The 23,600-nt window shown below is 68.1% G+C and carries 25 protein-coding genes; 7 read left to right on the forward strand and 18 right to left on the reverse strand.

What is annotated here, in order from left to right:
* Window positions 1-79 precede the first annotated feature (79 nt).
* Window positions 80-670 carry a TIGR03086 family metal-binding protein gene (locus tag F1D05_RS13855; RefSeq protein WP_185448077.1) on the reverse strand — a complete coding sequence of 197 codons (591 nt, stop codon included), beginning with the start codon at window positions 668-670 and terminating at the stop codon, window positions 80-82.
* A gap of 144 nt (window positions 671-814) precedes the next feature.
* On the opposite strand from F1D05_RS13855, the gene F1D05_RS13860 reads away from it, so the two are divergent.
* Complete coding sequence (locus F1D05_RS13860) at window positions 815-1,387, forward strand: HhH-GPD-type base excision DNA repair protein (protein ID WP_185448078.1); 573 nt, start codon at window positions 815-817, stop codon at window positions 1,385-1,387.
* Window positions 1,388-1,581: 194 nt separating this feature from the next.
* On the opposite strand, the gene F1D05_RS13865 is transcribed toward F1D05_RS13860, so the two are convergent.
* The 6 genes from F1D05_RS13865 to F1D05_RS13890 form a co-directional block, all read right to left on the reverse strand.
* A complete protein-coding gene (locus F1D05_RS13865) occupies window positions 1,582-3,594 on the reverse strand; it encodes an NADPH-dependent 2,4-dienoyl-CoA reductase (protein WP_185448079.1) in 2,013 nt (670 codons plus the stop codon).
* Complete coding sequence (locus F1D05_RS13870) at window positions 3,591-4,133, reverse strand: PadR family transcriptional regulator (RefSeq protein ID WP_185448080.1); 543 nt, start codon at window positions 4,131-4,133, stop codon at window positions 3,591-3,593. The genes F1D05_RS13865 and F1D05_RS13870 overlap by 4 nt, the downstream gene beginning before the upstream one ends.
* Before the next feature lie 430 nt (window positions 4,134-4,563).
* Entirely contained in the window at window positions 4,564-5,169 is a 606-nt protein-coding gene (locus F1D05_RS13875; RefSeq protein ID WP_185448081.1) for a YdeI/OmpD-associated family protein, read from the reverse strand.
* 54 nt (window positions 5,170-5,223) lie between these two features.
* A complete protein-coding gene (locus tag F1D05_RS13880) occupies window positions 5,224-5,709 on the reverse strand; it encodes a methylated-DNA--[protein]-cysteine S-methyltransferase (RefSeq protein ID WP_185448082.1) in 486 nt (161 codons plus the stop codon).
* A complete protein-coding gene (locus F1D05_RS13885; RefSeq protein WP_185448083.1) occupies window positions 5,706-6,020 on the reverse strand; it encodes a GNAT family N-acetyltransferase in 315 nt (104 codons plus the stop codon). Before F1D05_RS13885 ends, F1D05_RS13880 begins: the two co-directional genes overlap by 4 nt.
* Window positions 6,013-7,458, reverse strand: a complete 1,446-nt coding sequence (locus F1D05_RS13890) for an AlkA N-terminal domain-containing protein (RefSeq protein ID WP_281388943.1) — start codon at window positions 7,456-7,458, stop codon at window positions 6,013-6,015. Before F1D05_RS13890 ends, F1D05_RS13885 begins: the two co-directional genes overlap by 8 nt.
* A gap of 216 nt (window positions 7,459-7,674) precedes the next feature.
* Here F1D05_RS13890 and F1D05_RS13895 point away from each other — a divergent pair, with 216 nt between their 5' ends.
* Window positions 7,675-8,415: an SDR family oxidoreductase gene (locus F1D05_RS13895; RefSeq protein WP_185448085.1), complete on the forward strand. Its 741-nt coding sequence runs from the start codon at window positions 7,675-7,677 to the stop codon at window positions 8,413-8,415.
* 21 nt (window positions 8,416-8,436) lie between these two features.
* Here F1D05_RS13895 and F1D05_RS13900 read toward each other — a convergent pair whose 3' ends face one another.
* On the reverse strand, window positions 8,437-8,580 hold the full coding sequence (locus F1D05_RS13900) for a hypothetical protein (protein WP_185448086.1): 144 nt from the start codon (window positions 8,578-8,580) through the stop codon (window positions 8,437-8,439).
* A 160-nt stretch (window positions 8,581-8,740) separates the two neighbouring features.
* On the opposite strand from F1D05_RS13900, the gene F1D05_RS13905 reads away from it, so the two are divergent.
* The 4 genes from F1D05_RS13905 to F1D05_RS13920 all read left to right on the forward strand — a co-directional run bounded on the left by F1D05_RS13905 (window position 8,741) and on the right by F1D05_RS13920 (window position 13,733).
* Window positions 8,741-9,541 carry an LLM class flavin-dependent oxidoreductase gene (locus tag F1D05_RS13905; RefSeq protein ID WP_185448087.1) on the forward strand — a complete coding sequence of 267 codons (801 nt, stop codon included), beginning with the start codon at window positions 8,741-8,743 and terminating at the stop codon, window positions 9,539-9,541.
* Between the two features lie 676 nt (window positions 9,542-10,217).
* Window positions 10,218-11,030 carry a substrate-binding domain-containing protein gene (locus tag F1D05_RS13910; RefSeq protein ID WP_246486859.1) on the forward strand — a complete coding sequence of 271 codons (813 nt, stop codon included), beginning with the start codon at window positions 10,218-10,220 and terminating at the stop codon, window positions 11,028-11,030.
* Between the two features lie 38 nt (window positions 11,031-11,068).
* Complete coding sequence (locus F1D05_RS13915; protein WP_185448088.1) at window positions 11,069-11,275, forward strand: hypothetical protein; 207 nt, start codon at window positions 11,069-11,071, stop codon at window positions 11,273-11,275.
* A 1-nt stretch (window position 11,276) separates the two neighbouring features.
* On the forward strand, window positions 11,277-13,733 hold the full coding sequence (locus F1D05_RS13920) for a glycogen debranching protein (RefSeq protein WP_185448089.1): 2,457 nt from the start codon (window positions 11,277-11,279) through the stop codon (window positions 13,731-13,733).
* A 448-nt stretch (window positions 13,734-14,181) separates the two neighbouring features.
* Here F1D05_RS13920 and F1D05_RS13925 read toward each other — a convergent pair whose 3' ends face one another.
* From F1D05_RS13925 to F1D05_RS13965, 9 genes are all read right to left on the reverse strand, one after another.
* Window positions 14,182-14,577, reverse strand: a complete 396-nt coding sequence (locus F1D05_RS13925) for an ABC transporter permease (protein WP_246486674.1) — start codon at window positions 14,575-14,577, stop codon at window positions 14,182-14,184.
* Window positions 14,574-15,206 carry an ABC transporter ATP-binding protein gene (locus F1D05_RS13930; RefSeq protein WP_246486675.1) on the reverse strand — a complete coding sequence of 211 codons (633 nt, stop codon included), beginning with the start codon at window positions 15,204-15,206 and terminating at the stop codon, window positions 14,574-14,576. Before F1D05_RS13930 ends, F1D05_RS13925 begins: the two co-directional genes overlap by 4 nt.
* A gap of 42 nt (window positions 15,207-15,248) precedes the next feature.
* Window positions 15,249-16,022, reverse strand: coding sequence for a hypothetical protein (locus F1D05_RS13935; RefSeq protein ID WP_185448090.1), 774 nt, complete (start codon window positions 16,020-16,022; stop codon window positions 15,249-15,251).
* Complete coding sequence (locus tag F1D05_RS13940; protein WP_185448091.1) at window positions 16,019-16,930, reverse strand: ATP-binding cassette domain-containing protein; 912 nt, start codon at window positions 16,928-16,930, stop codon at window positions 16,019-16,021. Before F1D05_RS13940 ends, F1D05_RS13935 begins: the two co-directional genes overlap by 4 nt.
* Window positions 16,927-17,313 (reverse strand): GntR family transcriptional regulator, encoded by a 387-nt coding sequence (locus F1D05_RS13945; protein WP_185448092.1) that lies wholly within the window; start codon window positions 17,311-17,313, stop codon window positions 16,927-16,929. The genes F1D05_RS13940 and F1D05_RS13945 overlap by 4 nt, the downstream gene beginning before the upstream one ends.
* 607 nt (window positions 17,314-17,920) lie before the next feature.
* A complete protein-coding gene (locus F1D05_RS13950) occupies window positions 17,921-18,619 on the reverse strand; it encodes an aminotransferase class IV (protein WP_185448093.1) in 699 nt (232 codons plus the stop codon).
* A gap of 64 nt (window positions 18,620-18,683) precedes the next feature.
* Complete coding sequence (gene pabB, locus F1D05_RS13955) at window positions 18,684-20,036, reverse strand: aminodeoxychorismate synthase component I (protein WP_185448094.1); 1,353 nt, start codon at window positions 20,034-20,036, stop codon at window positions 18,684-18,686.
* Between the two features lie 55 nt (window positions 20,037-20,091).
* Entirely contained in the window at window positions 20,092-20,868 is a 777-nt protein-coding gene (locus F1D05_RS13960; RefSeq protein WP_185448095.1) for a class I SAM-dependent methyltransferase, read from the reverse strand.
* A gap of 90 nt (window positions 20,869-20,958) precedes the next feature.
* Window positions 20,959-21,672 carry a metal-dependent transcriptional regulator gene (locus F1D05_RS13965; RefSeq protein WP_185448096.1) on the reverse strand — a complete coding sequence of 238 codons (714 nt, stop codon included), beginning with the start codon at window positions 21,670-21,672 and terminating at the stop codon, window positions 20,959-20,961.
* 100 nt (window positions 21,673-21,772) lie between these two features.
* Between F1D05_RS13965 and F1D05_RS13970 the strand changes: the two genes are divergently transcribed.
* Window positions 21,773-23,107, forward strand: a complete 1,335-nt coding sequence (locus F1D05_RS13970; RefSeq protein WP_185448097.1) for a cryptochrome/photolyase family protein — start codon at window positions 21,773-21,775, stop codon at window positions 23,105-23,107.
* Here the strand turns inward: F1D05_RS13970 and F1D05_RS13975 are convergent.
* Window positions 23,073-23,567: a GNAT family N-acetyltransferase gene (locus F1D05_RS13975; RefSeq protein WP_185448098.1), complete on the reverse strand. Its 495-nt coding sequence runs from the start codon at window positions 23,565-23,567 to the stop codon at window positions 23,073-23,075. The two genes, F1D05_RS13970 and F1D05_RS13975, sit on opposite strands and share 35 nt — an antisense overlap.
* Window positions 23,568-23,600: the final 33 nt, after the last annotated feature.

A 23,600-nucleotide genomic window follows, 5' to 3' on the forward strand; every position in this document is an offset into this window, starting at 1 on the left:
GCGCCGCGGGAGCAGGCGCCCGCAGTACTGCGGGGCGCCTCGCGGGAGCGGGTGCTCGCAGTACGGGCTCGTGTCTGGGTCAGTCGAGGGGGGAGATCCAGTCGGGGTTGCGGCCGAGGAGGGCGAGCAGGGTGGCCAGGCCGGAGGCTTCGGCGGGGATCTTGACGCCGCGTTCGAAGGCGGCGCCGGGGCCGCGGGACGCCTCGGTGTCGGGGATCCGGCGGGCCAGCGTGAGCGCCATCTCGACCATGTCGGCGGGCGGGTCGTACGGGATGTCGATCGCCCGGGCCAGGTCCCACGCGTGCACGACGCAGTCGAGCTGCCGGAACGTCAGCGCCACCCGGCGCGGGAACGTCCCGAACTCGCGGACCTCCATCGGCCGGTCCAGCGCTCCCCCGTCGGCGAACGCGTCGGCGACGCGGACGTTCGACCGCCGGTACGCGCCGGCCGGGTTGTCACCGAGCCGCCCACCGGTCCAGGTCTGAACAGGTGCCGACCCGTCGGTGGCGGCGGCGGCGAAGCCCTCGTTCTCGCTGACGACGTGCCGCAGCAGACCGCGGACGGTCCAGTCGGGGCACGGGGTCGGGAACCAGAGCTGTTCCGCCCGCACCTGCATGACCACTTCGCCGAGTACTGCGCCGGCTCGCCGATCCAGATCCCGGATATCCATCCGCGCTCCCCACGTCGTCGCCCTGCCCTCGCTGAGCATAGGCCCGCCACCCGCCCGACGCCGTCGTTCCGGCACGTCTCAGGGGTTAACCCGCACGCGGTACGACGCGCGCCCGCGCTCCGCGGTTCGTGGCACCATGCAGCTATGGCCTTTCATATCGCCAACGAGCCGGCGGCTGACCAGGTTCTTGATGAGTACCCGTTCGCTGTGCTGGTCGGCATGATGCTGGATCAGCAGTACGGGATGGAACATGCTTTCCGCGGCGGTTGGAAGGTGCTGGGCCGGTTCGGCAACCTGGACCCCGCTGCCATCGCCGCCGCCGAGCCCGAGGCGTTCAAGGAGCTCTGCAGTCAGACTCCGGCGATTCATCGCTTCCCCGGCTCGATGGCTGCCCGGCTGCAGGAGTTGTCCGCGCTGATCGAGACCCGGTACGACGGCGACGTGACCCGGCTGTGGACGGAGCCGACCACCGGCAAGGAGCTCCTCAAGCGGGTGCAGGAGCTGCCTGGCTTCGGCAAGCAGAAGGCTCAGATCTTCGTGGCGCTGCTGGCCAAGCAACTCGGCGTACGGCCCGAGGGCTGGGAGGCCGCCGCAGGCGACTACGCGCTGGACGGCTACCGCTCGGTGGCCGACGTAGTGGACGCCGACTCGTTGTCGAAGGTCCGCGAGTTCAAGCAGCAGAAGAAGGCAGCCGCCAAGGCCGCAGCCGCCAAGTAGCTACCGCCCGACCAGATTCCGCGTCCGGCCCCGGTGGGCTCAACCCACTGATGTGGGGGTTCACCCCTGGTGTGAGGGTTCGCCCCCCGGCATGCCGATGGGCTAACCCCAACAGGAGGCGGGAAGCACCGCGTTTGGGCGGGGCGGGGCGAGGCGAGGCGGGGCGGGGCGGGGCGGACGTCGGGCGTTTGGGCTTACAAGGTGGCGGCTAGGCGGGTGGCTTGGTTGATGGCTCGTTTGGCGTCTAGTTCGGTGGCTATGTCGGCGCCGCCGATGAGGTGGACGGGGGTGGTGAGCGTGGCGGCCAGGTCTCGGACGGGTTCTTGGCCGGCGCAGATGACGATGGTTTCTACGGCGAGGGTGCGGGGGTTCTCGTGTTTGGGGCCGAAGGTGATGTGGAGACCTTCGTCGTCGATGCGTTCGTAGTTGACGCCGCGGAGTTGCTCGACCTTCTTGTTTTTCAAGGCCGCGCGGTGGACCCAGCCGGTGGTCTTGCCCAGGTCGGCGCCGATCTTTCCGGTCTTGCGCTGCAGCAAGTAAACCTGCCGCGGTGACGGCTCGGGATGCGGTTTGGTCAGAGCGCTGGGCGTGAGGGTCGGGTCCGTGACGCCCCACTCCGCCTTCCACGCGGCCAGGTCGAGCGTCGGGGAGTCCGTCGTGGTGAGGAACTCGCTGACGTCGACCCCGATCCCGCCTGCGCCGATCACCGCGACGCTCGCACCGACTGGTCGTCCGTGGCGCACGACATCGACGTACGAGAGGACCTTCTCGTGGTCGATCCCTGGGATTGCCGGGATGCGCGGCGCTACGCCCGTCGCCAGCACGACCTCGTCGAATCCCTTCAGATCCTCAGCAGTCGCCCGATGGCCGAGGTGAAGCTTCACACCGGTCAGGTCGAGCCGCCGCCGGTAGTACCGGATCGTCTCGGCGAACTCCTCCTTGCCCGGGATCTTCTGCGCGATACCGAACTGTCCACCGATCTCGTCGTCCGCCTCGAACAACTCGACCTGATGCCCTCGCTCAGCCGCCGTCACCGCGGCCGCTAGCCCAGCGGGCCCGGCCCCGACCACAGCGATCTTCTTCGTACGCCGGGTTGGCAGCAGCAAGAGCTCCGTCTCGTGCGCCGCCCGCGGGTTCACCATGCAACTGGCCGTCTTCTTCGCGAAGGCGTGGTCCAAGCAGGCCTGGTTGCAGGCGATGCAGACGTTGATCTCGTCGGCACGATCGGTGCTTGCCTTGAGCACCCATTCCGGATCGGCCAGGAACGGCCGGGCCATGCTGATCAGATCGGCGTCACCGCGGGCCAGCACCTCTTCACCCACCTGCGGCAGGTTGATCCGGTTCGAGGCGACCACCGGAATGCTCACGTGCGGCCGGAACGAGGCCGTCACCGAGGTGAAGGCGGCCCGCGGCACCGAGGTGACGATGGTCGGCACCCGCGCCTCGTGCCAGCCGATCCCGGTGTTGATGATCGACGCGCCGGCCGCCTCGATCTCCTTGCCCAGCGCAACGACCTCGTCCCAGCTCTGGCCGCCCTCGACCAGATCCGCCATCGACAGCCGGTAGATGATCAGGAAGTCCGGCCCGACCCGCTCGCGGATCCGCCGGACGATCTCGACCGCCAGCCGGCGCCGGTTCTCCGGACTGCCACCCCAGCGATCCTTGCGCTTGTTGGTCCGTTCGGCGAGGAACTGGTTGATGAAGTACCCCTCGGAGCCCATCACCTCGACACCGTCGTACCCGCCTTCGCGAGCCAGCGCCGCGCACTCGACGTACGCATCGATCTGGCGCCGGACACCACGATCCGACAACGCACGCGGCTTGAACGGGTTGATCGGTGCCTTCAACGCCGAGGCGGACACGCTGAACGGGTGGTACGAGTACCGCCCCGCATGCAGGATCTGCAGCGCGATCAGCCCGCCCTCGGCGTGCACGGCATCGGTGACGATCCGATGCTTCCGGGCCTGCCGCCTACTGGTCAGCTTGGACCCGAACGGAGCCAGCCAGCCGGTCCGGTTCGGCGCGTAGCCACCGGTCACCATCAGGCCGACTCCGCCCCGCGCCCGCTCGGCGAAGTACGCGGCGAGCTTCGGCAGGTCCTTGGCCCGGTCCTCCAGACCGGTATGCATCGAGCCCATGATCACCCGGTTCTTCAGGGTGACGTGGCCGAGGTCCAGGGGTGCCAGCAGGTTCGGGTACTCACTCATGACCGCTCCGATCGCAGTGCCTCGATGACCTCGTCGCACCAGGCCAGGAACGACTCCTCAGCCCGTACGCCGCCGCGTAGTACCAGATATTGGTGGAGCTCCCGGCCGCTCAGCTTGGCCGGCTTGGGGAAGTCGCGGCGCTGGATCCCGCGGAAGATCTCCAGCAGCGCGGCGTGCTCACCCCGGTGGCGCTCGACCTCGCGCAGTACGGCGGCCGGGTCGCCGAGAGACGCGCCGCGGAGCTTCACACTGAGCCCGTCGCGGAGAACGGCCACGTCGACCGGCTCAGCCAGCCAACGAGTCAGCTCGTCCCGGCCGGCAACCGAGACTTGGTAGACCTTCTTGTCCGGCCGGCCTTCCTGGGCGACGGCCGTATGCGTGACCCAGCCGGCGTCGTCCATCCGCCGCAGGACCCGGTAGATCTGCTGATGAGTGGCAGGCCAGAAGAAACCGATCGACCGGTCGAACCGGCGAGCGAGTTCGTACCCCGACCCGGCCCGCTCGGTCAGCGATACCAGGATCGCGTGCTCCAAAGCCATACCGGGGAATCTACCTATGCAACTCGTTGCACTGCACCTGATTGCAACATGAATCACACCGGACGGTTACCCGGGTAGCCCGCCGGCGACGGCGTACGCGCTCATCCTGGTCATCCTCGGCCCGATCACCGCCCGCTACACCGAGTCGGCCGTCCGCAAACTCAAGTCCCTCCGCACCCCACCCCCGCCGGCCAATCCTCCAGCCGCCGAACGCCTGGAAGATCCAGCCAGTATCACCACCTGACCAGGCAACTGCGAGCCGCCACCACTCACCAACTCAGCTGCCGCCCGGCAGCGCGCGACCAGTGAGCGCAAGAAGCGCGGCGGACCAGCGGTTGGTGAGTGTTGGCGGTCCGCTCACTCCCGCAGATGGCGAGGTGCCATCCGGGCCGCCGGCTCGCGGCCCGTGGGCTGGACTGGGCGACGTCGGTCAGCTCGGGTGGTTGGCGCGGTGGTTGGTGGTCGCAAGGGTGATGGTGGTGGTGATCCGCGCCTGGCGGGTCTCGGGGCGCTTGGCGCCGGCGATCCAGCTGAGGATGCGGACCTGGGATGACGGCGGGAACGCCGCGAAGTGACGGGCGGCGGTGGCGTTCTGGTCGAGCTCGGACTGGAGGTCGGCGGGGATGACGCCGTTCTGGGCTTCGGCCAAGCAGTCCCAGGCGCCGCTTTGGTTCGCCTGGTCGACCAGGTCCTGACCGGCGGGCATCATCAGCCCGGCCTTGGTGAGCTTCTCGATCCGGTCGCGGTTGATCCGGCTCCAGGTGCTGCGCGGGTTGCGCCTGGTGAACTGCTGGTATCGGCTCTGCCCGTCCCGCCTGATCGCCTTCGCGTCGATCCACCCGAAGCAGAGCGCCTGCTCGACCAGTTCCGGCATCTCGAAGTTGACCCGGCCGCTGGTCTTGTTGTGGATGACCAGCCAGACCGACCGCTCCTCCCCCGCGTTGGCCGTCAGCCACTCGCGCCACTCACCGACGGTCGCGAGGTCGGTTGCCAGCTCGTCGGTGACTACCTGCGGGGTCTTGGTCTGTGTGCTCATACCGGAAGCATGCGCCCGATAAGTGCTCACCCAATGAGCACTTTCCACAGGACCTCAGAAAAGAACGTCGGCCCGCTCGTGGTCGAGCAGTTGTTGCTTGCGCTCGAGCCCGCCGCCGTACCCGGTGAGGCTGCCGTTCGAGCCGACCACGCGGTGGCACGGGACGATGATGCTGATCGGATTCTTCCCATTCGCCAGTCCCACCGCCCGCGAAGCGCCGGGCACCAGGCCGAGTGACGCCCCCAGTTCTCCGTACGTCGTGATCTCGCCGTACGGGATCTCCTTCAGCGCCTCCCAGACCCGTTGCTGGAAGGGCGTCCCGTTCATCCGTAGTGGCACGTCGAAGGTGGTCCGGCCATCCTCGAAGTACTCGTGCAACTGCTCGACCACCATCGGCAGAACAGAATCGTCGCGAGCGCCGAACGTCTCCAGGTCCGGCAGATGGCGTTGCCGCTCCATGTAGAGGCCGATCAGCTCACCTTCCGCGGACGAGACAAGCGTGAGCAGCCCGACCGGGCTGTCGATCACCGCGTACGTCATGACCGGGCCTCCCACTCCGCGCGAGTGATCGGCTCGCGAGCCGGAAGGAACGGGGGCCCGAAGCTCGGCACCGACAGCCCGGTGAGCCCGATGAACCGACCCGTCTCGCGCACCTCCACTGCCCAGAACCCGAAGCCCCGGGTGTCGATCGAGGCAGTGAACGCGGCGAGCTGCGTGTCGCTCTGCTCCCGGGTGAAGGTCTTCGGGAAGTGCTCCATCACTGCCGGATCCGCGTTCAGCGCGGCGAACGGCTCCCGGTCCGACTCCTTCCACTGGCGCAGCAGTAGCCGGTCGATGGTCAGGTCACTCATCTCGCTCCGGGATCTTGTTGATGGCATGGTCTCCGGTCGCCCAGAGGTACTGCACGGCGTACGCACGCCAAGGTCGCCACGCTCGCGCGTGCTCGATCAGCGCTTTGGGGGCCTCCGGCAACCCTAGATCGCGGGCGGCGTACCGGATGCCCAGATCGCTTGCTACAAAGGCATCCGGGTCACCGAGCGCCCGCATCGCGATCGACTCGACGGTCCACGGGCCGATCCCCGGCAACGCCGCGAGCTGCTCGCGGGCTTTGTCCCAGTCGGCTCCGGCACCGAGGTCGATCTCGCCCGCCGCCAACGTGGCGATCAGGGTCGTGAGCGTCGTACGCCGGGACTTCGGAAAGGCGAGCGTCTCCGGATCGAGCCCGGCCAGCGCCTCCATCCGCGGGAACAAGTGCGTCAGTCCGCCGGCCGGATCGTCCACCGGATCGCCGTACGCCTGCACCAACCTGCTCGCATGAGTCCGCGCGGCCGCCGTGGAGACCTGCTGCCCAAGCACGGCCCGTACTGCGAACTCCGGGCCGTCCACCGTTCGCGGCACCCGTCGACCGGGCGCCTTGTCGATCAGCGGGGCCAGCACCGGGTCCGTCCGGAGCTGTTCGTCGACCGCGATCGGGTCGGCGTCGAGGTCGAGCATCCGGCGGCAGCGGCTGATCGCAATGGCCAGATCGCGTTGATCGGTCAGTGAAAGCTGGCAGGCGATGTGGTCCGGCATCGGCTTCATGCTTGCCACCCCGTGACCGTGCGGCAGGCGCAAGGTCCGCCGATACGCGCCGTCGCGCCACTCCTCGACACCCGGCACGCCGGTCGCGATGAGATGACCGAAGAGATTGTCCGGTGTCAGCGGCGCACGGAACGGCAAGCGCAGCGAGATGGTGCCCGGCACTCTCTGGCTCGCCCCCTTCTTGGCGCGGCTGCGGAGCTCCGTCGGCGAGAGGGCGAACACCTCCTGCACGGTCTCGTTGAACGTCCGGACGCTCGAAAACCCTGCGGCGAAAGCCACATCGGCCATCTGCAGGGGGCTCGTCTCGATCAGCAGCCGCGCGGTCTGGGCGCGCTGGGCTCTGGCCAGCGCGAGCGGCCCGGCGCCGAGCTCGGCCTGGAGCTGCCGCTGCACCTGGCGGACGCTGTACCCGAGTTGTGTGGCAAGACCTGGCACGCCGTCACGGTCGACGACGCCGTCACTGATCAACCGCATCGCACGGGCGACCAGGTCGGCGCGATCGTTCCACTCCGGGGAGCCTGGGCTCGCGTCCGGGCGGCACCTCTTGCAGGCACGGAACCCAGCCTGCTGGGCCGCCGCGGCGCTCGGGTAGAAGCGCATGTTCTCGACCTTCGGCGGCACCACCGGACAGCTCGGCCGGCAGTAGATCTTCGTCGTCAGGACGGCCGTGAAGAACCAACCGTCGAAACGCGCGTCTTTCGACTGCACCGCCCGCACACACCGCTCGCGACATTCGTACACATCCCCAGCATCCCTGCTGCCACCGACAGTCTCTAGCGATTTTGCGACATGGAGGTGAAGCGGCCCGATCGCGGAAATGCGACGTAAGGATCCGGTGTCGTTTTCCCGCCAGCAGACGCCGCCGCCGGCAGCTGAACTGGAGACACACAAAGCGAACTGGACGAAGAGAAAGTAGCACCGCAGATGACTGAACTGACCGGAAAGCTGGCCTTGGTGACGGGCGGAAGCCGTGGGATCGGGGCCGCTGCGGCGGTCGCGCTGGCCGAGCGCGGAGCCGACGTGGCTTTCACCTACCGGAGCTCCGCGGACGACGCCGCGCAGGTCGTCAAGCAGATCGAGGCGAACGGGCGACGTGGGTTCGCGATCGAGGCCGATGCCGCTGACGCCGAGGCGATCGAGCGGGCCGTCGTACAGGCGGTCGACGTCCTCGGTGGGCTCGACATCCTGGTCAACAACGCGGGGGTCGGCGCGATGGGGATGATCACCGACGTCGCGATCGAGGATCTCGACCGGGTACTGGCGGTCAACGTGCGTGGCGTGTACGTCGCGGCGCAAGCGGCGGCATCCCGCTTGTCGGAAGGCGGCCGGATGATCCACATCGGCAGCTGCGCCGCCGCGCGGGTCACAACTCCGGGGATGACGCTCTACGCGATGAGCAAGGCAGCCCTGGTCGGCCTGAACAAGGGGCTGGCCCGCGAGTTGGGCAGCCGCGGCATCACCTCGAACGTGATCCAGCCCGGCCCGATCGACACCTCGATGAACCCGGCCGACGGACCGTACGCCGAAGCCCAGCGTTCGTTCCTCGCCCTCGACCGGTTCGGCACCCCCGAAGAAGTCGCGGCCGCGGTCGTCTACCTGGCCGGTCCCGGCGCCGCCTACCTCACGGGCACCGAACTGACCATCGACGGCGGCCACGCCGCCTGACCCGTACGACGATGGAGCAGGTCACCCCTGGCGCCGCGCGATCAACTCCTGCGTGGATTCCTGGTACGCCGTCGTGGCGCGACCGAAGTACGCGAACAGGGTGGCCTGCTCCTCGGGCGGCAGGCTTCTGACGACGGCACCCAGCCGCCGTCGGGCTCCGGCCACGGCCCGGTCGAGGCCCTCGGGCTGAGCCGGGCCGCCGTCGGGCTCCGGCTACGGCCCGGTCGAGGCCCTCGGGCTGAGCCGCGCTCTCGACCATGACCTTGCGGCGATCCGCCGGGTCGGGCCGCCGCCGCACGTGCCCGCTGCCCGGTAGTTTCGGGGGATGAGATTCTCGGTGACGTTCGGGGCGGTCGGGGCCGGGCGGGATCCGCGCGGGCTGGCGGAGCTGGCGCGGATGGCGGAGGACTGCGGGTGGGACGGGGTGTTCCTGGAGGACTATCTCGTCTATCAGGGCGACGCGTCGGAGCCGACGTACGATCCGTGGGTTTGTCTGGCCGCGATGGCGACCGCGACATCGACGGTGAGGCTCGGTACTACGGTGACGCCGGTGCCGCGTCGACGGCCTTGGCAATTGGCTGCCGAGGCTGTCGCGCTGGACCATCTGTCCGGCGGGCGACTCGTGCTCGGCGTCGGGATCGGCGATCCGGGCGATCCCTTTCTCAGCGGCGTCGGCGAACCGAGTGATCCGCGCGTCCTCGCCGAGAAGCTGGATGAGGCGCTCGAGATCATCGACGCGCTGTGGAGCGGCGAGCCGGTGACGTTCAGCGGTAAGCACTACACGCTGGATGGCGTTCAATTGACAGCGCGGCCTGTTCAGCGGCCGCGGATTCCGATCTGGGTCGGCGGCAATTTTCTGGTCCCCGCCGTACGCCGGCGCATTCTCAGGTGGGACGGCAGTACCGCGTACAAGGGCAGCACCGACGCTCCTCAGCAGATCACTCCCGACGACGTGCGCGCTCTTCGCGCCGAGGCGCCGAGCGACACCTTTGAGATCAAGGTGACCCGCGGCGACCCGATCGCGTTCGCCGAGGCCGGCGCCGACTGGTGGGGACACTGGATCGCGCCCGGCCCCGTCTCCGAGGCCCACAAGATCCTCCGCGCCGGTCCCCCTCAGCTCAGCTGAGCTCGCGCTTCCGCTCCGCTGCCCACACCGTCCCTCCGCACCGACCCATCCCCGGCTGCCCTGAGCCTCCCTCCCCCCTCGCCACCCTCGCCTTGCGTCCGAACAGCAGTGGGTCCTGCCCCCCACCTCTTCGGACGCAACCAGCGCGGTGGGCGGAGGTCAGGGACGCAGCCACCTTGCGTCCGAACAACTGTGGGGCAGGACCCCCACCTCTTCGGACGCAACCAGCGCGGTGGGCGGAGGTCAGGGACGCAGCCACCTTGCGTCCGAACAACTGTGGGGCAGGACCCCCACCTCTTCGGACGCAAGCAGCGCGGCGGGGAGGCAGTGCGGTGGGGATGCGGGAGTCGGCTGACCGTTGACACGGAAGCTGGTGGCGGGTGAGACTGCGAGGGAGTTTTAACGTTCAAAAGGGCGTCTTCACCGAATTTGAGGGGGTCGTTCATGGCTACGCTGAAACAGGTCGCCGCTCACGCGGAGGTCTCGGTCCAGACCGTCTCTAACGCCTTGAACGCCCCGCACCGGCTCAGGCCCCGACACGCTGCAGCGGGTCACCAAGTCGATCGAACTGCTCAACTACCGCCCCAATCGTAACGCTCGCAGCCTTCGTACCAGCGCGGTCGAGCTGATCGGGTACTGCGTACCGAGCTGGCCGAACGGTCAGGCGCACCTCGTGATGGACCAGTTCCTGCACTCGTTGTGCGGCGCGGCCGAGGCGACCGGGCGGCACATCCTGCTCTTCACCGCGCCGACCGGAGTCGACGGCATGCCGGTGTACGACGACCTGCACGCGCGCCGTCTCGTGGACGGCTTCGTCCTCTCGCAGACCGAGACCCACGATCCGCGCCACGGGTGGCTGCGGGAGCAGAAGATCCCGTTCGTCTCGTTCGGCCGGGTCTGGAAGGAGACCACCCAGCCGGGTCCGTTCGTCGATGTGGACGGCGCCGTCGGCTGTGCGAGCGCAGTACGGCATCTGCACGAGACAGGTCGGCGGCGGATCGGTTTCCTCAGCTGGCCGAAGACGTCCGGACTCGCCGAAGACCGGCTGAGCGGATGGCAGGGCGCCTGCGAGGAACTTGGTCTGCCGACCGAAGGACTCGCGATCCGCTGTGCCGAAGACACTATCGACGAAGGTGCCCGCGCGACCGCCGAACTGCTCGACTCAGGTCAATCGGTCGACGGGATTGTTGCCATCAGCGACATTCTCGCTCTCGGTGTGCTGCGCGAACTCGGCACTCGTGGGCTGACCGCGGGAGTCGACGTGGGCGTCACCGGCTTCGACGATTCGCCGCTCGCGTCCGTGGTCTCGCCGGGCCTGAGCAGTATCCGCCAGCCGATGGATCAGATCGCGGCCGAGCTGATCGACATCCTGACCAGCGGCCAGCCGACTTCCGAAGTACCGGACGAGTCCACCCAGCAGCTCAGGTCGTCGACCGAGCGGCTGCTGCAACCGGAACTAGTCATCAGGGGCAGTTCAGCCCCGGGCTGATGCGGTGTAAGAGGCACCGCGAGAAGGAGGAACCCGTCATGACACCCCGCCCTGTCGGACGAACCACCAGAACCATCGCCGGTCCAGCCGGCATCCTCGCGACAGTGCTCGCCCTGAGCGCCGCCGCACTCCCCTCCCCCGCCAACGCCGGCCCACCAGGCACCACCGACGCCGGTACTACGGCCTCCCCCGCCGCCGCAGTACAAGACGCTGCCGGTACTGCGGGGTCGCGCCTCCGCCAGTGAGTTGTCGGAGAGTCGGCGGCTCGCGGATCGGCGGTCGCTGGTTGTCGGGGACCGGGCGTACGCGATGGGCGACGAGACCGGCCTGTACCCCGCGACCGGCTGGCACACCCGCGGCGAGATGGGCGGCATCTGGACGCCGCCGCTGAAGTTGCTCGACGGGCTGTGGTTCGGCCTCGACGGTGACTGGCTCGGCAAGGATGTCGCCGCCGCGAAGTACACCAGCGGACACGGCTACCAGCGGATCGACTACCCCGGCGACGTCCGCGTCCAGCGGACCGACTTCGTCCCCGACGGGATCCGCGCCACCGTCGTCGGGCTGACGCTCAAGGCGAGCAAGGCCAAGACCGTCACACTCGACGTCGACGCGCACTCCGAACTCATGCCGACCTACCCATGGGGCGGCACCACCCCGAACGCCGGCCAGTCGAACCTCCCCGACACCGGCTCGTACGCCGATGGCGCCTTGCGGTTCCGCGACCAGGGCACCCCGCCGGTCGCGAATGCCGCGGCACACGACTATGCCGCGCTCGTCGGATCGTCCCTGCGTCCGACCAGCCACGCGCTCGGCGCCAACCATCGCGGCCCGCAGGACCCGGCTGTGATCTGTCCGGCCGACGGTGACGCGCCCGCGCACTGCGACGACACAGCCTTCGGCAAGGGCACCGGTGGGCGACTCACCTACAGCGTCGATCTCAAACCCGGTAAGGCCACGACAGTCTGGTTCGCCGTTGCCGGTTCGGACGACGGCCAGGGCGCCGCGCGACGCGAGTACCGCAACGCGATCAGCAATCCGGAAAAGTTGCTGCGGGCAAAGACTGCGAGCCGCGACCGGATCAACTCGATGTCGTCAGTGGACCTGCCTGGTGACCGGCTGCTGCAGCAGAGCGTCGAGTGGAGCAAGCAGAACCTCGCGGATTCGGTCCAGGAGGCACACCACCTGCAGATCCGCGACGTCAACGAAGGCAAGTCGTACCCGGCCCCGGTAGGCACGGTCGACGTCGCGCGCTGGTTCGGCGCCGGCTTCCCCGACTACCCGTGGCTGTTCGCGACGGACGGCGAGTACACCTCGTACGCCGCGGTCGCGGCCGGCCAGTTCGACACGGTGAAGGCACACCTGCGTGCGCTGAAGGACGTCAGCGACATCCTCAACAACCGCAGCGGGAAGGTGGCGCACGAGGTCACCCCCACCGGCGATGTGTACTTCGGTTCCAACACGAGCGCGGGCAACACCGACGAGACGGTGAAGTTCCCGAGTATCGTGGCGCTGCTGTGGCGATGGACCGGCGACGACCGGTTCCGCGACGAGATGTACGACTTCAGCGTCCGGAACCTGAAGTACGTGTACCGCGAACTGGACGCCGACAACGACGGCTGGCTCGAGGGACTCGCGAACGTCGAGCGCACCGGGATGGGATCCGAGAAACTCGACAGCACGGTGTACCTCGCTCGCGGGCTGCGCGATCTCGCCGACCTGGCCGCCTCGAAGCATGATCGTGCGACCCAGCGATGGGCGACCGCGAAGGCTGACGATCTCCAGAAGCGGTTCGAGACGCGATGGTGGGTGGCGCAGGCGTTCGGGTACGCCGACTCGATCGACGACCCGGCGAATCCCGCGAACGACAACACCCCGATCTTCCAGCGGCACTGGACCGGAGTCACGCCGATGGAGGCCGAGGTTGGCGACGCTCCGCTGGCCTCACCGGAGCACGCGAAGATCGCTCTGACACAGCGGGAGAAGCCTTGCTACACAGGCCAATTCGGCCTGTTCCACACCGGTACCGGACCGACAGCCGACCCGGCCGGCAACCCCGGCCCATCTTGCGACGAGGTCGTCTCGGCAGTGAAGAGCGAGCGCAGCATCTTCTCGCTGAACACCTCGATCATGGCCGTTGCCGAGGGCAACTTCGGTCGACTGGGCACCGGTCAGCAGCAGGTGTACACCACCGGCAACGCGCGGATCCAGCTCGACCCGAAGGTCTGGGAGACGCCCGGCGGAATGCCCGAGATCGCGCCGTCGCCCGACTCGCCGGCGAACATCGACCGCGCCTTCACGGACCGCTCGATGACGATGCAGGCGTGGGGCACGTACGGCGTACTCTGGCCGGTCGTGCACCAGCAACTGGGCGTCGACCCTGATCTCGGGCACGGCCGGTTGTCGATCGTGCCGCAGATTCCCGGTGGCCAGCAGAAGGTGGCCGGTAGCAACATCCGGCTCGGCCACGGCTCTGTCGATGTCAGCTCACGCCTTGCGAACAAGGCGATCCGGACCGAGGTGACGATCCACGGTGTCGGTGCGGCCGTCACGATCGGAGCGGTGCTGCCCGCCGGAGCGAAGATTGCTTCCGTCTCGGTCGATGGCCGAAGCACGCAGTACAAGTTGGTGACGACGACGCGTGGTACCGAGGTGCACGTGGCCGCACATGGGTCGCGCTCCACGGTGGTGATCACGCTTCGCTGAATCCCGCTGCACCCGACGGCCGGCGTACAGGACTCCTGTACGCCGGCCGTCGGCGTGTGGGAGCTGGGTCGGGGAGTAAAAGCAAGACCCCTCCGAGTATGAGTCGGAGGGGCCCTGTACAGAGCTGAAGGAAGGTGACGTCTCCAGCTTCCCGGAACGGTCCGTCGGGTCCAGCAGACCCCGTCACCGGTCTACCTCGGTGGGGATCCCCACCGCTAAGGGTCCTCGGCTTCCGTCCGACCCGCCGCTCCGATTGGAACAGCGTGTCGACATTTCTACCTTTCGCGCCGGAGCCGCACAACCCCTTCTGATCAAGAGTTCCCGGCAATTCGCGACCACGCGCGTGTCGTCCACAGTGCGTGCCCGCCCATCCACAGAAACGAGCCGACTTATACACAGGCCCTGTGCATAACCCACCGTCGTACCGACATCGGGTGACCGTCAGCAACTACTCCCAGCGGAAGAACTTCGCGGCGAGCCCGATGCATGCGGCGGCCACCGCGACCAGTGCGATCAGATGAGCGGCGCCGGGCCAGTGGCCGGCCCAGGCGTCCTGCATGCTCGTCATGCCCGCACCCATCGGGGTGATGTCACGGACCCAGCGGATGGCATCCGGCATCAGGTCGCCCGGGGTCCAGACCCCCGCGAAGAACATGCTCGGGAAGAACAGGATGTTGCCGACGATGCTCGCGCCCTTGGCGGTCGAGACGAGTCCGGCGATCAGCAGTCCGATGGAGAGTTCGGCAACGGAGTACGGGATCACGGAGACGGCGAAAGCCAGCGGTGAGGCGGGAAGATCGGCGCCGAAGACGAGGCTGCCGAGCCCGAGGATCAGGACGATCACGACGACGCGATCCGGTCGCAGAGGTACTCGGCTTCCTCCATGAAGTGCGTGACCAGGATGATCGTGACGCCGTCGGCGCGGATCTGCTTGACCAGCTCCCAGGTGTCCCGGCGGCCCTGCGGGTCGAGGCCGGTGGTGAGCTCGTCGAGGATCGCGATCTTCGGATTGCCGATCAGCGCGAGTGCGATCGACAGCCGTTGCTTCTGGCCACCGGAGAGCTTGGCGAACGCGGTGTTGCGGACCTTGGTCAGGCCGAGCCGCTCCAGCATTTCGGCCGGATCGGCGGGTGAGGGGTAGAAGGACGCGTACAGCTCGAGCGCCTCGCCGGCCTTGATCCGGTCCGGGAGTTCGCTCGCCTGCAGCTGGACGCCGACCAGCGAGGTGATCTCGGTGCGGTGCTTGCGCGGATCCAGGCCGAGGACGCGGATCACGCCGCTGTCCGGCGTACGGAGGCCGGCGATCGACTCGACGGTGGTGGTCTTGCCGGCGCCGTTCGGGCCGAGGATGCCGAAGATCTCGCCGGACCGGACGGTCAGTGAGACGTCCTCGACGGCCACGGTCGCGCCGTAGGTCTTGCGGAGGTTGCTAACGGCAACCAGATCGTTGTTCTCCAGCTTGTTTTCGGGCATGGCAGAGCCTCCCTTGGCGCTTCAGGGGGTTACGGAAAGAGGTCAGCCCTTGGCGGGCTTGAGCCCTATCGGACGAATCAGCAGGTAGCCGAAGTACAGGCCGAGTGCGCTCACGGCGATCACTCCCGGTACGGCGACTGCCAGCGGTGGACGGTGGTAGCCGGTGTTCTCCAGCGCCTGGGCGATCCATTGCGCCACCAGCAGGAATTCCGCGGCGGCCGCCGGCAGTACGCCGAGCGGGAGCAACGCGAGACCCTTCCAGAAGCCGAACCGGTAGAACCCGATGCCGAGTAGCCAGCCGGCGACTTCGTGCGACACGATCAGCAGGAAGAACTCGGTGAAGATCAGCCCGACCTGCGAGGTCTTGGTGAACAGATGCGGATTCTCGAGTGCCTGGGTCAGCCCGGCCCAGGTGTAGATCACGCGCTCCACCTGGTAGACGAGCACCCAGAGCAGCGCGATGCCGGCCGCGGTACCGACCAGCAGGACGCCGCTGGCGATGGCGAACATCCGCCGGGTCACTCCGTGCGCGATCATCAGCGTGAACAACGCCGGTGTGAGGGTGATGCCGATCGCGGCCGAGAAGTACTTCGGCGATTGGGTGCCGTAGTCCCACATGCTGTGGTCGAGGCCGCCGCCGACGTACTGGGTGATCAGACCGCCGATGGTGAACGACACGATCATCACGAGGCAGTACCCGAGGATCATCGGACGGAGGCCGATCATCATCGCCTGCAGCACCCGGCGCAAGCGACCGCCGGCCGTGGCGGTGCCCGGCAGGGCCGCAGTACGGGCTTGGGTCGCGGCGGCGCTCATCGCTTGCTCACCTTCTGGTGCGTGGCTCCGGTCAGATGGACGAAGAGTTCCTGCAGGCCGACCTGGCCGATCTCGAGACCGGCCGACCGGGCCTTCGCGAGGAACGCCTCCTCCAGATCGCCAAGCACAGTGACGGACTTCGTCCCACCGAGGCGTTGCTCGGCGAGCACCGTCAGCTCGGCGGTCAACTCATCGACCATCGCGGCCGGGCCGACGATCGAGGCACCCCTGCCCCGCAGCGAATCGACCGGCGCCTGCGTGACGAGCTTGCCCTGATCGAGGATGACAACCTCCTCGAGCAGCGAGCTGACCTCGCTGACCAGGTGCGTGGACAGCACGATCGTGCGCGGCACCTCGGCATAGTCGGCCAGCAGTACGTCGTAGAAGAGGTTGCGCGAGGGGACATCCATGCCGAGGTACGACTCGTCGAAGATCGTCAGCGGCGCTCGACTCGCGATCCCGAGGACGACGCCGAGCGCGGACTTCTTGCCCCGCGACAACTTCTGCACCTTCTGGCGCGTCGGCACCTCGAACTTGTCCAGCAGTTCGCCGGCGAGATCCTGATCCCAGTAAGGCCGCAGACTGCTCGCGAGACCGAGGACATGCTTGACCGGAGCGCTGTCGGTGAGATCGCCGGATTCGCGGATCAGGCAGACCCGGCTGGTGACGATCGCGTCCTCGTACGGCTCGCGAGCGCCGTCGTACTCGTCGCTCTCGATCAGGACCCGGCCGTCCGACGGCTGCCGGAACCCGGCGAGGGTCGCGGCCAGCGTGCTCTTGCCCGAACCGTTACGCCCGAGCAGGCCGTGGATCTTGCCTGGTGCGAGCCGCAGGTCGAGACCGTCGACAGCTGGTACGCCGCTGTATCGGACGGTCAGATTCTCGGTCCGTACTCCGAGGCCGCTCACTGTGCACCGCCTTGTGTGGTCTCGGGCCGCTGCTCATTTTTGGTGATGTGGTCGATGACGTCGCGCAGTGGGACGCCGATCGCGTTGGCCTCGCGGATCATCGGATCGACCACGTCGGCGAAGAACGAGCCCTGCCGCCCGGACCGGAGCAACTGGCGGGCGTTCGGGCTGACGAACATCCCGATCCCGCGCTTCTTGTACAACACCCCTTCGTCGACCAGCTGGGCGAAGCCCTTGGCCGCAGTGGCGGGGTTGATCCGGTAGAACGCCGCGTACTGGTTCGTCGACATGACCTGCTCGTCCTCGGCGAGGGCACCCGTGACGATGTCGTTCTTGATCTGATCCGCGATCTGAAGATAGATCGGGCTGCGATCGTCGAACACCGGCGTCCCTCCTACTCGGTTCTTCGGTTCCTAGGTTCATTACTTGACCAACGAACCGTAGCACCTGGTCGACGAGGCGCGTCAAGTGAGTACGGCGGGAAGCACACCCACGCAGCTCCAACGTCGCCGCTCCCACCCACCCCAGGTCGCCACTCCTCCCTCGCGGCTCAACGAGAGCGGCCGCCTCGCCGGACGAAGCCAGTTCCGTGCTGCTTTGTCGGATCCGGGACTCACATGCACCACCAGTCCCCCGCCTCCGCCGGGCTGCGATGGCCTTGTGCACCAGCTGAGCATTCGGCTCCAGGAAGATGCTCAGCGGATGCACAGAGGCTGGCAACGGACGCAGGCGTTCCGCGTCTTTGTGCACGGCCTGAGCGTGCGATCGGCCCGGAACACTCAGCCTGTGCACCAAGACGTGAGCCGCGACGCAGGAGCGGCGAACCCGGGCGGGTGGGAGCTGCGACGCAGGAGCCGCGTGAGGCACGCGCCCGGCCGGTCATCGAGCGACGACGGTCCAGCATGCTTTCGTCGAGCCGCGACGTGAGAGCGGCGAACCGGGGCGGGTGGGAGCGGCGACAGAGGAGGTGCGTGGGCGTAGTACGTGTGGTTAGAGGGGGCGGGCGAGGGAGTTCAGGTGGGATTGCCAGGTGGTGGCGGTTGAGGCGGGGAGGGGGTCGATGGGGCCGTGGTTCCAGGCGTGGATGGGGCGGATGCCGTGGAGGGCGTTGAGGAGCCAGGTTTCGTACGACGTGAGGTCGTCGGGGGTGCGGGCGCGTTCATCCACCTGAATACCTTGGGTGGCGGCCAACTGGCGTAGGAGTTGGGCTGTGACTGAGGGGAGGAGAGGGCGGGTGGAGGGTGGGAAGCAGAGGGTGTCGTCCTCCCACCAGGCCAGGGATGAGTACGCCGCCTCGATGGCGATTCCGTCTGAATCGACCAGGAGGAGTTCGTCGGCGGCGTGGCTGGTGAAAGCTTGCGCCTTCAGTTCGCCTAGGACCGCGAGGTCGGGGCCCTTGACCCGCGGTGAGGTGCGGGGGTCGGGGCCGGTGTGGATCGCTACCCGGATCCGGCCGCCGGGTGAGGGGGCTGGACGCATCTGGAGTGCCGGGCCGTCGGAGGTCAGTCCGAACCGCGGGAACCAGCGACCGAAGGTCGGGATGCGAGACAGCGACGTGTCCCAAAAAGCTCCTGCGCCGTCGAAACCTGCCGCCGCACACGATCCTACGAATCGCTCCCGGTGCAACTCCAGACCACGAACCTTGCCTGCGGCAACCAAGAACGAATCCGCCACCAGTAAAGAACTCATGAGACTCCGCCGATCATTGCCGTTGCCGTCGTCACGAGCAGCAATCCGTCGCCCATCAGTGAACTCATGAGATCCTGCCGATCGCTGCTGTTGCCTTGAGCACCATTTCGTCGTACTCCGCTGCCGGGTCCGAGTCGAGCACGATCGCGCCGCCCGCGCCGACCACCGTGCCGGCCGGCGTCATCACCGCGGTGCGGATCACCACACTCAGGTCCGCGCGCCCGTCGACGGTCAAATAGCCGAGTGCCCCCGAGTAGACGCCGCGAGCGCTCCACTCCAGCGAATCGAGCAGCTCCATCGTCGCGATCTTCGGTGCGCCCGTCATCGATCCGGGCGGAAAACAAGCCCGTACGGCGTCCAGCGCGTCGACGTCGGGCCGCAGCCGGCCACGCACCGTCGTGACCAGCTGGTGCACGGTCTGGTAGGTCTCCACAGCCATCAACTGCGGCACCTGCACGGTGCCCGGTTGGCTCACCCGGCCGAGATCGTTGCGGATCAGGTCGACGATCATCAGGTTCTCGGCGCGCGTCTTCTCGTCCTCGGCCAGCGCCTTCGCGACCAGCTGGTCCTGAGCCGGGTCGGCCGAGCGCGGCGCGGTGCCCTTGATCGGCCGGCATTCGGCCCAGCCGTCCGCGTCAACGGTCAGGAACCGCTCGGGCGACGAGCTGGCCACCGCGAGTTCGCCGTACCGGAGGAAGGCCGAGTACGGCGCCGGGTTCTGCTCGCGTTGCCAGAGGTAGAACTCGAGCGGATCCTCCACCGCGGGCAGCCGAACCCGGTTCGTCAGGCAGACCTCGTACGTCCGGCCGGCCTCGAGCGCGGCCATGCACGTGTCGATCCCGGCCAGGTACGTCGCCCGGTCCTGCTCCAGATGCGCTTCGAGATCCAGCGCCGCGATCTCCGGCTGACCCCGCCCACTCATCCACCAAGAAGCAGGCAAGCCATCACCCCAACCAGCCGCCGCCACATCATCCGGCTCGTGCACGGCGACCAGATAGCTGACATCGCGATCATGATCGATGACCACGAACCGATCGGCCCAGATCCACAACGCGTCCGGCGTCGGCGCCTCGTGGGCCGTCGCTCCCCCGGTCAGCGCCTTGAACTCGTACCCGAAATACCCGACATACCCACCGCCGAACAGCTCGGCGATCTCCTCCGGTACTGCGGGCAGCCGCGCGCGTCGAGCGGCAAGAAGCTCCCGGAGCTCCGCGAACACATCCCCATCGGCGACATCGCGTACGACGACGTCCCCGCCGACCGACGTACCGAGGACCGAGACGCGGCGCTCCGCGCGGTCGGTCAGGCTCCCGTCGAGCCAGAAGGCGACCGGCTCATCGGCCAGCAGTTCGCGGTAGACCGTCTCGCCGTCGAGGGCGTGATCCACCGACCGAACCGACCAGACCAGAGCAGCCACACGAGAACCGTACCTACCCGCGCCGTCAGCTACCTCGGCCGCCCAACCGGTGGCCCTAGGGCAAGGCCGGCTTCGCCCGCATCGCGGTCAGCCGGCGAACCGGGATGGCGACCTCCAGGCCGTCTTCCTTGGTTTCGGCGCGCTCGGCCAGCCAGGCGGCAGCGGCCTCACGACGAGCGTCATTGCTCCCCGGCAGGTACAGCGCACCGACCATGCGGCGAGCGTCCTCAAGAGACCGGACGGTGTACGCATAGCGCTCGCGCTGACTCTCCAAGATGTCGAAACCGGCGACCCGCATCAGGTCCCGCAGGCCGGTGATCTCGCCTCCCGCCGGGAACTGCGGGGTGGACCGGAGCCGCGTGGTCAGCCCGGAGAGCGTCCGGATGTCACCACGACGCAACGGCCGGACGGCCGGGACGGTGGCCGCGAACACGCCTCCCCGTCGCAGTACGCGCGCCGCCTCGGCCAGCACCTCGGGCAGCGGCTGGAGGACCATCAGGCCCATCGAGCACGTCACCACGTCGAACGCCTCGTTCGCGAACGGCAGGTGCGACGCGTCCGCCTGCACCTTGGGCCCGGGTGACCCGCTGAGCTGGACCGAGTTGTTGTCGACGCCGACCACCCACCGGCCGTACAGCTCGCGGGCGACCGGACCGTTGCCGCAGGCCAGGTCCAGGATCCGGCGGGACTCCGCGGACACGGCTCGGACCAGCCACCGGTACGGCGTGTGGTCGCCCGACACGGCACGGGACAGCAGGGCTTCGGTACTGCCCGGGGTCGCGGTGTGGAACTGCCGCAGGTACCCGGGCCAGTCGATCTCGTTCTCAGGCATCGCGGACAGACGTTACTGCCTGACCACACTCAGTACAGCATCGAGCGCTGCCAGTACGCGTTCTTAATACAGCTCTGAAGTGCCGGACCTTCAAACCACGCTGACGAAGATGTGCCCAGCGGTCTCGTCGCTGATCACACCGCCGGCCTCGCGGCTGCCGACCAGGACACCCTCGGCGTCCAGCATCGAGTCGACCTCGCGGCCGGGCAGCGCGCCCGCGCGGCGCAGTACGGACATCGCGTCGTCGTCGGTCTGCACCGGCTCGGCGATCCGCCGCACCAGCACCCGGACGCTCTCGCCGGTCGCGGCGTCCAGCACCTTGTCGAGCGGCTCGACACCGAACCGGAACTCGCCGATCGCGGTCGCCACGGTGTCCTTCTGCAGCTCCTCCAGGCCCGGGATCGGGTTGCCGTACGGCGACTCGGTCGGGTTGTCCAGGATCTTCAGCAGCCGCAGCTCGACCGCGTCGCTCATCACGTGCTCCCAGCGGCAGGCCTCCGCGTGCACGTCCTCCCACTCCAGCCCGATGACGTCCACCAGCAGCCGCTCGGCCAGCCGGTGCTTGCGCATCACCCGGGTCGCCTGCATCCGGCCGACCTCGGTGAGCTCCAGGTGCCGATCACCCTCGACCGTGACGAGGCCGTCACGCTCCATCCGGGCCACCGTCTGACTGACCGTCGGGCCGGATTGGTGGAGCCGTTCGGCGATCCGCGCGCGCAGCGGCAGGATGCCTTCTTCTTCCAGCTCGTAGACGGTCCGCAGGTACATCTCGGTGGTATCGATCAGCTCGCTCACGACACCCATTCTCACTCACATAGGCAAGCCTTACCCAATTGCCCACCCCACGGCCCACCCGACATCGTTCAAGCGGGCTCGAAAGTTGTTCATCGGCCAGGATGGAGCGATGGGGTCTGCGGTGATGTGGTTTCGGCGGGATCTGCGGCTGGCGGACAATCCCGCGCTATTGGACGCGGTGTCGGCAGGCGATGGCAGCGTGCTCGCGTTGTTCGTGCTCGACCCGGCGCTGTGGGACAAGGCGGGGTCGCCGCGGCGCGATCACCTGGTCTCGTCGCTGCGGAGCCTGTCGGACTCGATCGGCGGCAAACTCGTCGTACGGCATGGCGATCCGGCGAAGGTGGTCCCGGCGCTCGCGGCGGAGATCGGCGCGGTCAACGTGCACATCGCCGCCGACTACGGCCCGTACGGACAACGCCGCGACTCGGCAGTCGAGGCCGCGCTCGATTGCCCACTCGTCAGCACCGGATCGCCGTACGCCGTGGCGCCCGGCCGGGTGCTGACCCAGCAGGGTTCGTCGTACAAGGTCTTCACCCCGTACTACGGCGCTTGGCGCGACCATGGCTGGCGGCAACCGGTGGAGCCGCCGACGGGGGTCAAGTGGATCGGCAAGCGGAGTGACGCGCTGCCGGAGAGCGCCGCGGCAGCCGGCGAGGAGGCCGCGCTGAAGCACTGGCACGAGTACCTCGACGACGTCGCGGCGTACGACGACGAGCGGGATCGGCCGGATCTGGATTCCACCTCGCGGATGTCGGTCCCGTTGAAGTACGGCGAGATCCACCCGCGGACGATGCTGGCAGACCTGCTCCGGAAGCCGAGCGATGGCGCTGCGGCGTACCAGCGGGAGCTGGCCTGGCGCGAGTTCTGCGCCGACCTGCTCGCGCGATACCCGGAGGCAGCCTGGAAGCCGTTGCGGCCGGAGTTCGAGCAGATGGAGTACGACGAGCCGGGCGACGCGTTCGATGCCTGGTGCAACGGGTTGACCGGGTACCCGATCGTCGACGCCGGGATGCGGCAGTTGGCCGAGACCGGCTTCATGCACAACCGGGTGCGAATGGTGGTCGCGTCGTTCCTGGTGAAGGACCTGCACTTGCATTGGAAGTACGGCGCCCGTTGGTTCATGCGGCAGTTGCGCGACGGCGATCTCGCCTCGAACTCGCTGAACTGGCAGTGGGTCGCGGGCTGCGGTGCCGACGCCTCGCCGTACTTCCGGATCTTCAACCCGACCACGCAGGGACTCAAGTTCGATCCCGACGGCAGCTACGTCCGTCGATGGGTCCACGAACTGCAGGACCTGCCTGGTAAGTCGGCCCATGAACCGTGGAAGGACGACTCGCCGTCGGAGTACCCGCGGCCGATCGTCGACCATGCCGAAGCGCGGCAGGAGTCGCTGCGCCGTTACGCCGCGATCAAAGGAACAGCGCCAGGCCCAGATCGTTCATGAGCTCACCGTCGATGGTGAACTCCGCCGTCCGCCGGGCCTCGACGATGTAGCCGTGTCGCGCGTACAGCCGCTGCGCCTCGTCGTTGACGCCGAAGACGTCGAGGCAGATCTTGCGCGCGCCCTGGCGTTCCCCCTCGGCCTTGATCGCGTTCAGCAGCGCTGAGCCGACACCACGACGCCGCGCCGTCAACGCCACCGCCAGACCGCCGACCGTCAGTACGCCGACGCCTTCGGGGAACGGATACTTGTCGGTCAGCCGGGCGAAGCCGACGATCTCGTCGCCGTCCATCGCCACCAGCACGTTCTGCGGCTGGCAGCGCTCGGTGAAGAACGACTCGCGCTCGGCGACCCGGAAGGACGGGAAGCCCGACCGCGAGTCGAAGGCCGTCCGCTCCAGCTCGATCAGCGCCGCACTGTCCGCCTCGACGGCCGGCCGGACGGTCACCTCTGCCTCAGTCATCCCCGAATCCTCCCTCAGGGCAGGACCACTCTT

The organism is Kribbella qitaiheensis (genome assembly GCF_014217565.1).
In the GTDB taxonomy this organism is placed as follows: domain Bacteria; phylum Actinomycetota; class Actinomycetes; order Propionibacteriales; family Kribbellaceae; genus Kribbella; species Kribbella qitaiheensis_A.

Excerpts from the sequence above, each read along its gene's own strand:
- F1D05_RS13855 (WP_185448077.1), bottom strand. The coding sequence starts at position 670 with ATGGATATCCGGGATCTGGATCGGCGAGCCGGCGCAGTACTCGGCGAA.
- F1D05_RS13860 (WP_185448078.1), top strand. The coding sequence starts at position 815 with ATGGCCTTTCATATCGCCAACGAGCCGGCGGCTGACCAGGTTCTTGAT.
- F1D05_RS13865 (WP_185448079.1), bottom strand. The coding sequence starts at position 3,594 with ATGAGTGAGTACCCGAACCTGCTGGCACCCCTGGACCTCGGCCACGTC.
- F1D05_RS13870 (WP_185448080.1), bottom strand. The coding sequence starts at position 4,133 with ATGGCTTTGGAGCACGCGATCCTGGTATCGCTGACCGAGCGGGCCGGG.
- F1D05_RS13875 (WP_185448081.1), bottom strand. The coding sequence starts at position 5,169 with ATGAGCACACAGACCAAGACCCCGCAGGTAGTCACCGACGAGCTGGCA.
- F1D05_RS13880 (WP_185448082.1), bottom strand. The coding sequence starts at position 5,709 with ATGACGTACGCGGTGATCGACAGCCCGGTCGGGCTGCTCACGCTTGTC.
- F1D05_RS13885 (WP_185448083.1), bottom strand. The coding sequence starts at position 6,020 with ATGAGTGACCTGACCATCGACCGGCTACTGCTGCGCCAGTGGAAGGAG.
- F1D05_RS13895 (WP_185448085.1), top strand. The coding sequence starts at position 7,675 with ATGACTGAACTGACCGGAAAGCTGGCCTTGGTGACGGGCGGAAGCCGT.
- F1D05_RS13905 (WP_185448087.1), top strand. The coding sequence starts at position 8,741 with ATGAGATTCTCGGTGACGTTCGGGGCGGTCGGGGCCGGGCGGGATCCG.
- F1D05_RS13910 (WP_246486859.1), top strand. The coding sequence starts at position 10,218 with ATGGACCAGTTCCTGCACTCGTTGTGCGGCGCGGCCGAGGCGACCGGG.
- F1D05_RS13915 (WP_185448088.1), top strand. The coding sequence starts at position 11,069 with ATGACACCCCGCCCTGTCGGACGAACCACCAGAACCATCGCCGGTCCA.
- F1D05_RS13930 (WP_246486675.1), bottom strand. The coding sequence starts at position 15,206 with ATGCCCGAAAACAAGCTGGAGAACAACGATCTGGTTGCCGTTAGCAAC.
- F1D05_RS13935 (WP_185448090.1), bottom strand. The coding sequence starts at position 16,022 with ATGAGCGCCGCCGCGACCCAAGCCCGTACTGCGGCCCTGCCGGGCACC.
- F1D05_RS13950 (WP_185448093.1), bottom strand. The coding sequence starts at position 18,619 with ATGAGTTCTTTACTGGTGGCGGATTCGTTCTTGGTTGCCGCAGGCAAG.
- F1D05_RS13960 (WP_185448095.1), bottom strand. The coding sequence starts at position 20,868 with ATGCCTGAGAACGAGATCGACTGGCCCGGGTACCTGCGGCAGTTCCAC.
- F1D05_RS13965 (WP_185448096.1), bottom strand. The coding sequence starts at position 21,672 with ATGGGTGTCGTGAGCGAGCTGATCGATACCACCGAGATGTACCTGCGG.
- F1D05_RS13970 (WP_185448097.1), top strand. The coding sequence starts at position 21,773 with ATGGGGTCTGCGGTGATGTGGTTTCGGCGGGATCTGCGGCTGGCGGAC.
- F1D05_RS13975 (WP_185448098.1), bottom strand. The coding sequence starts at position 23,567 with ATGACTGAGGCAGAGGTGACCGTCCGGCCGGCCGTCGAGGCGGACAGT.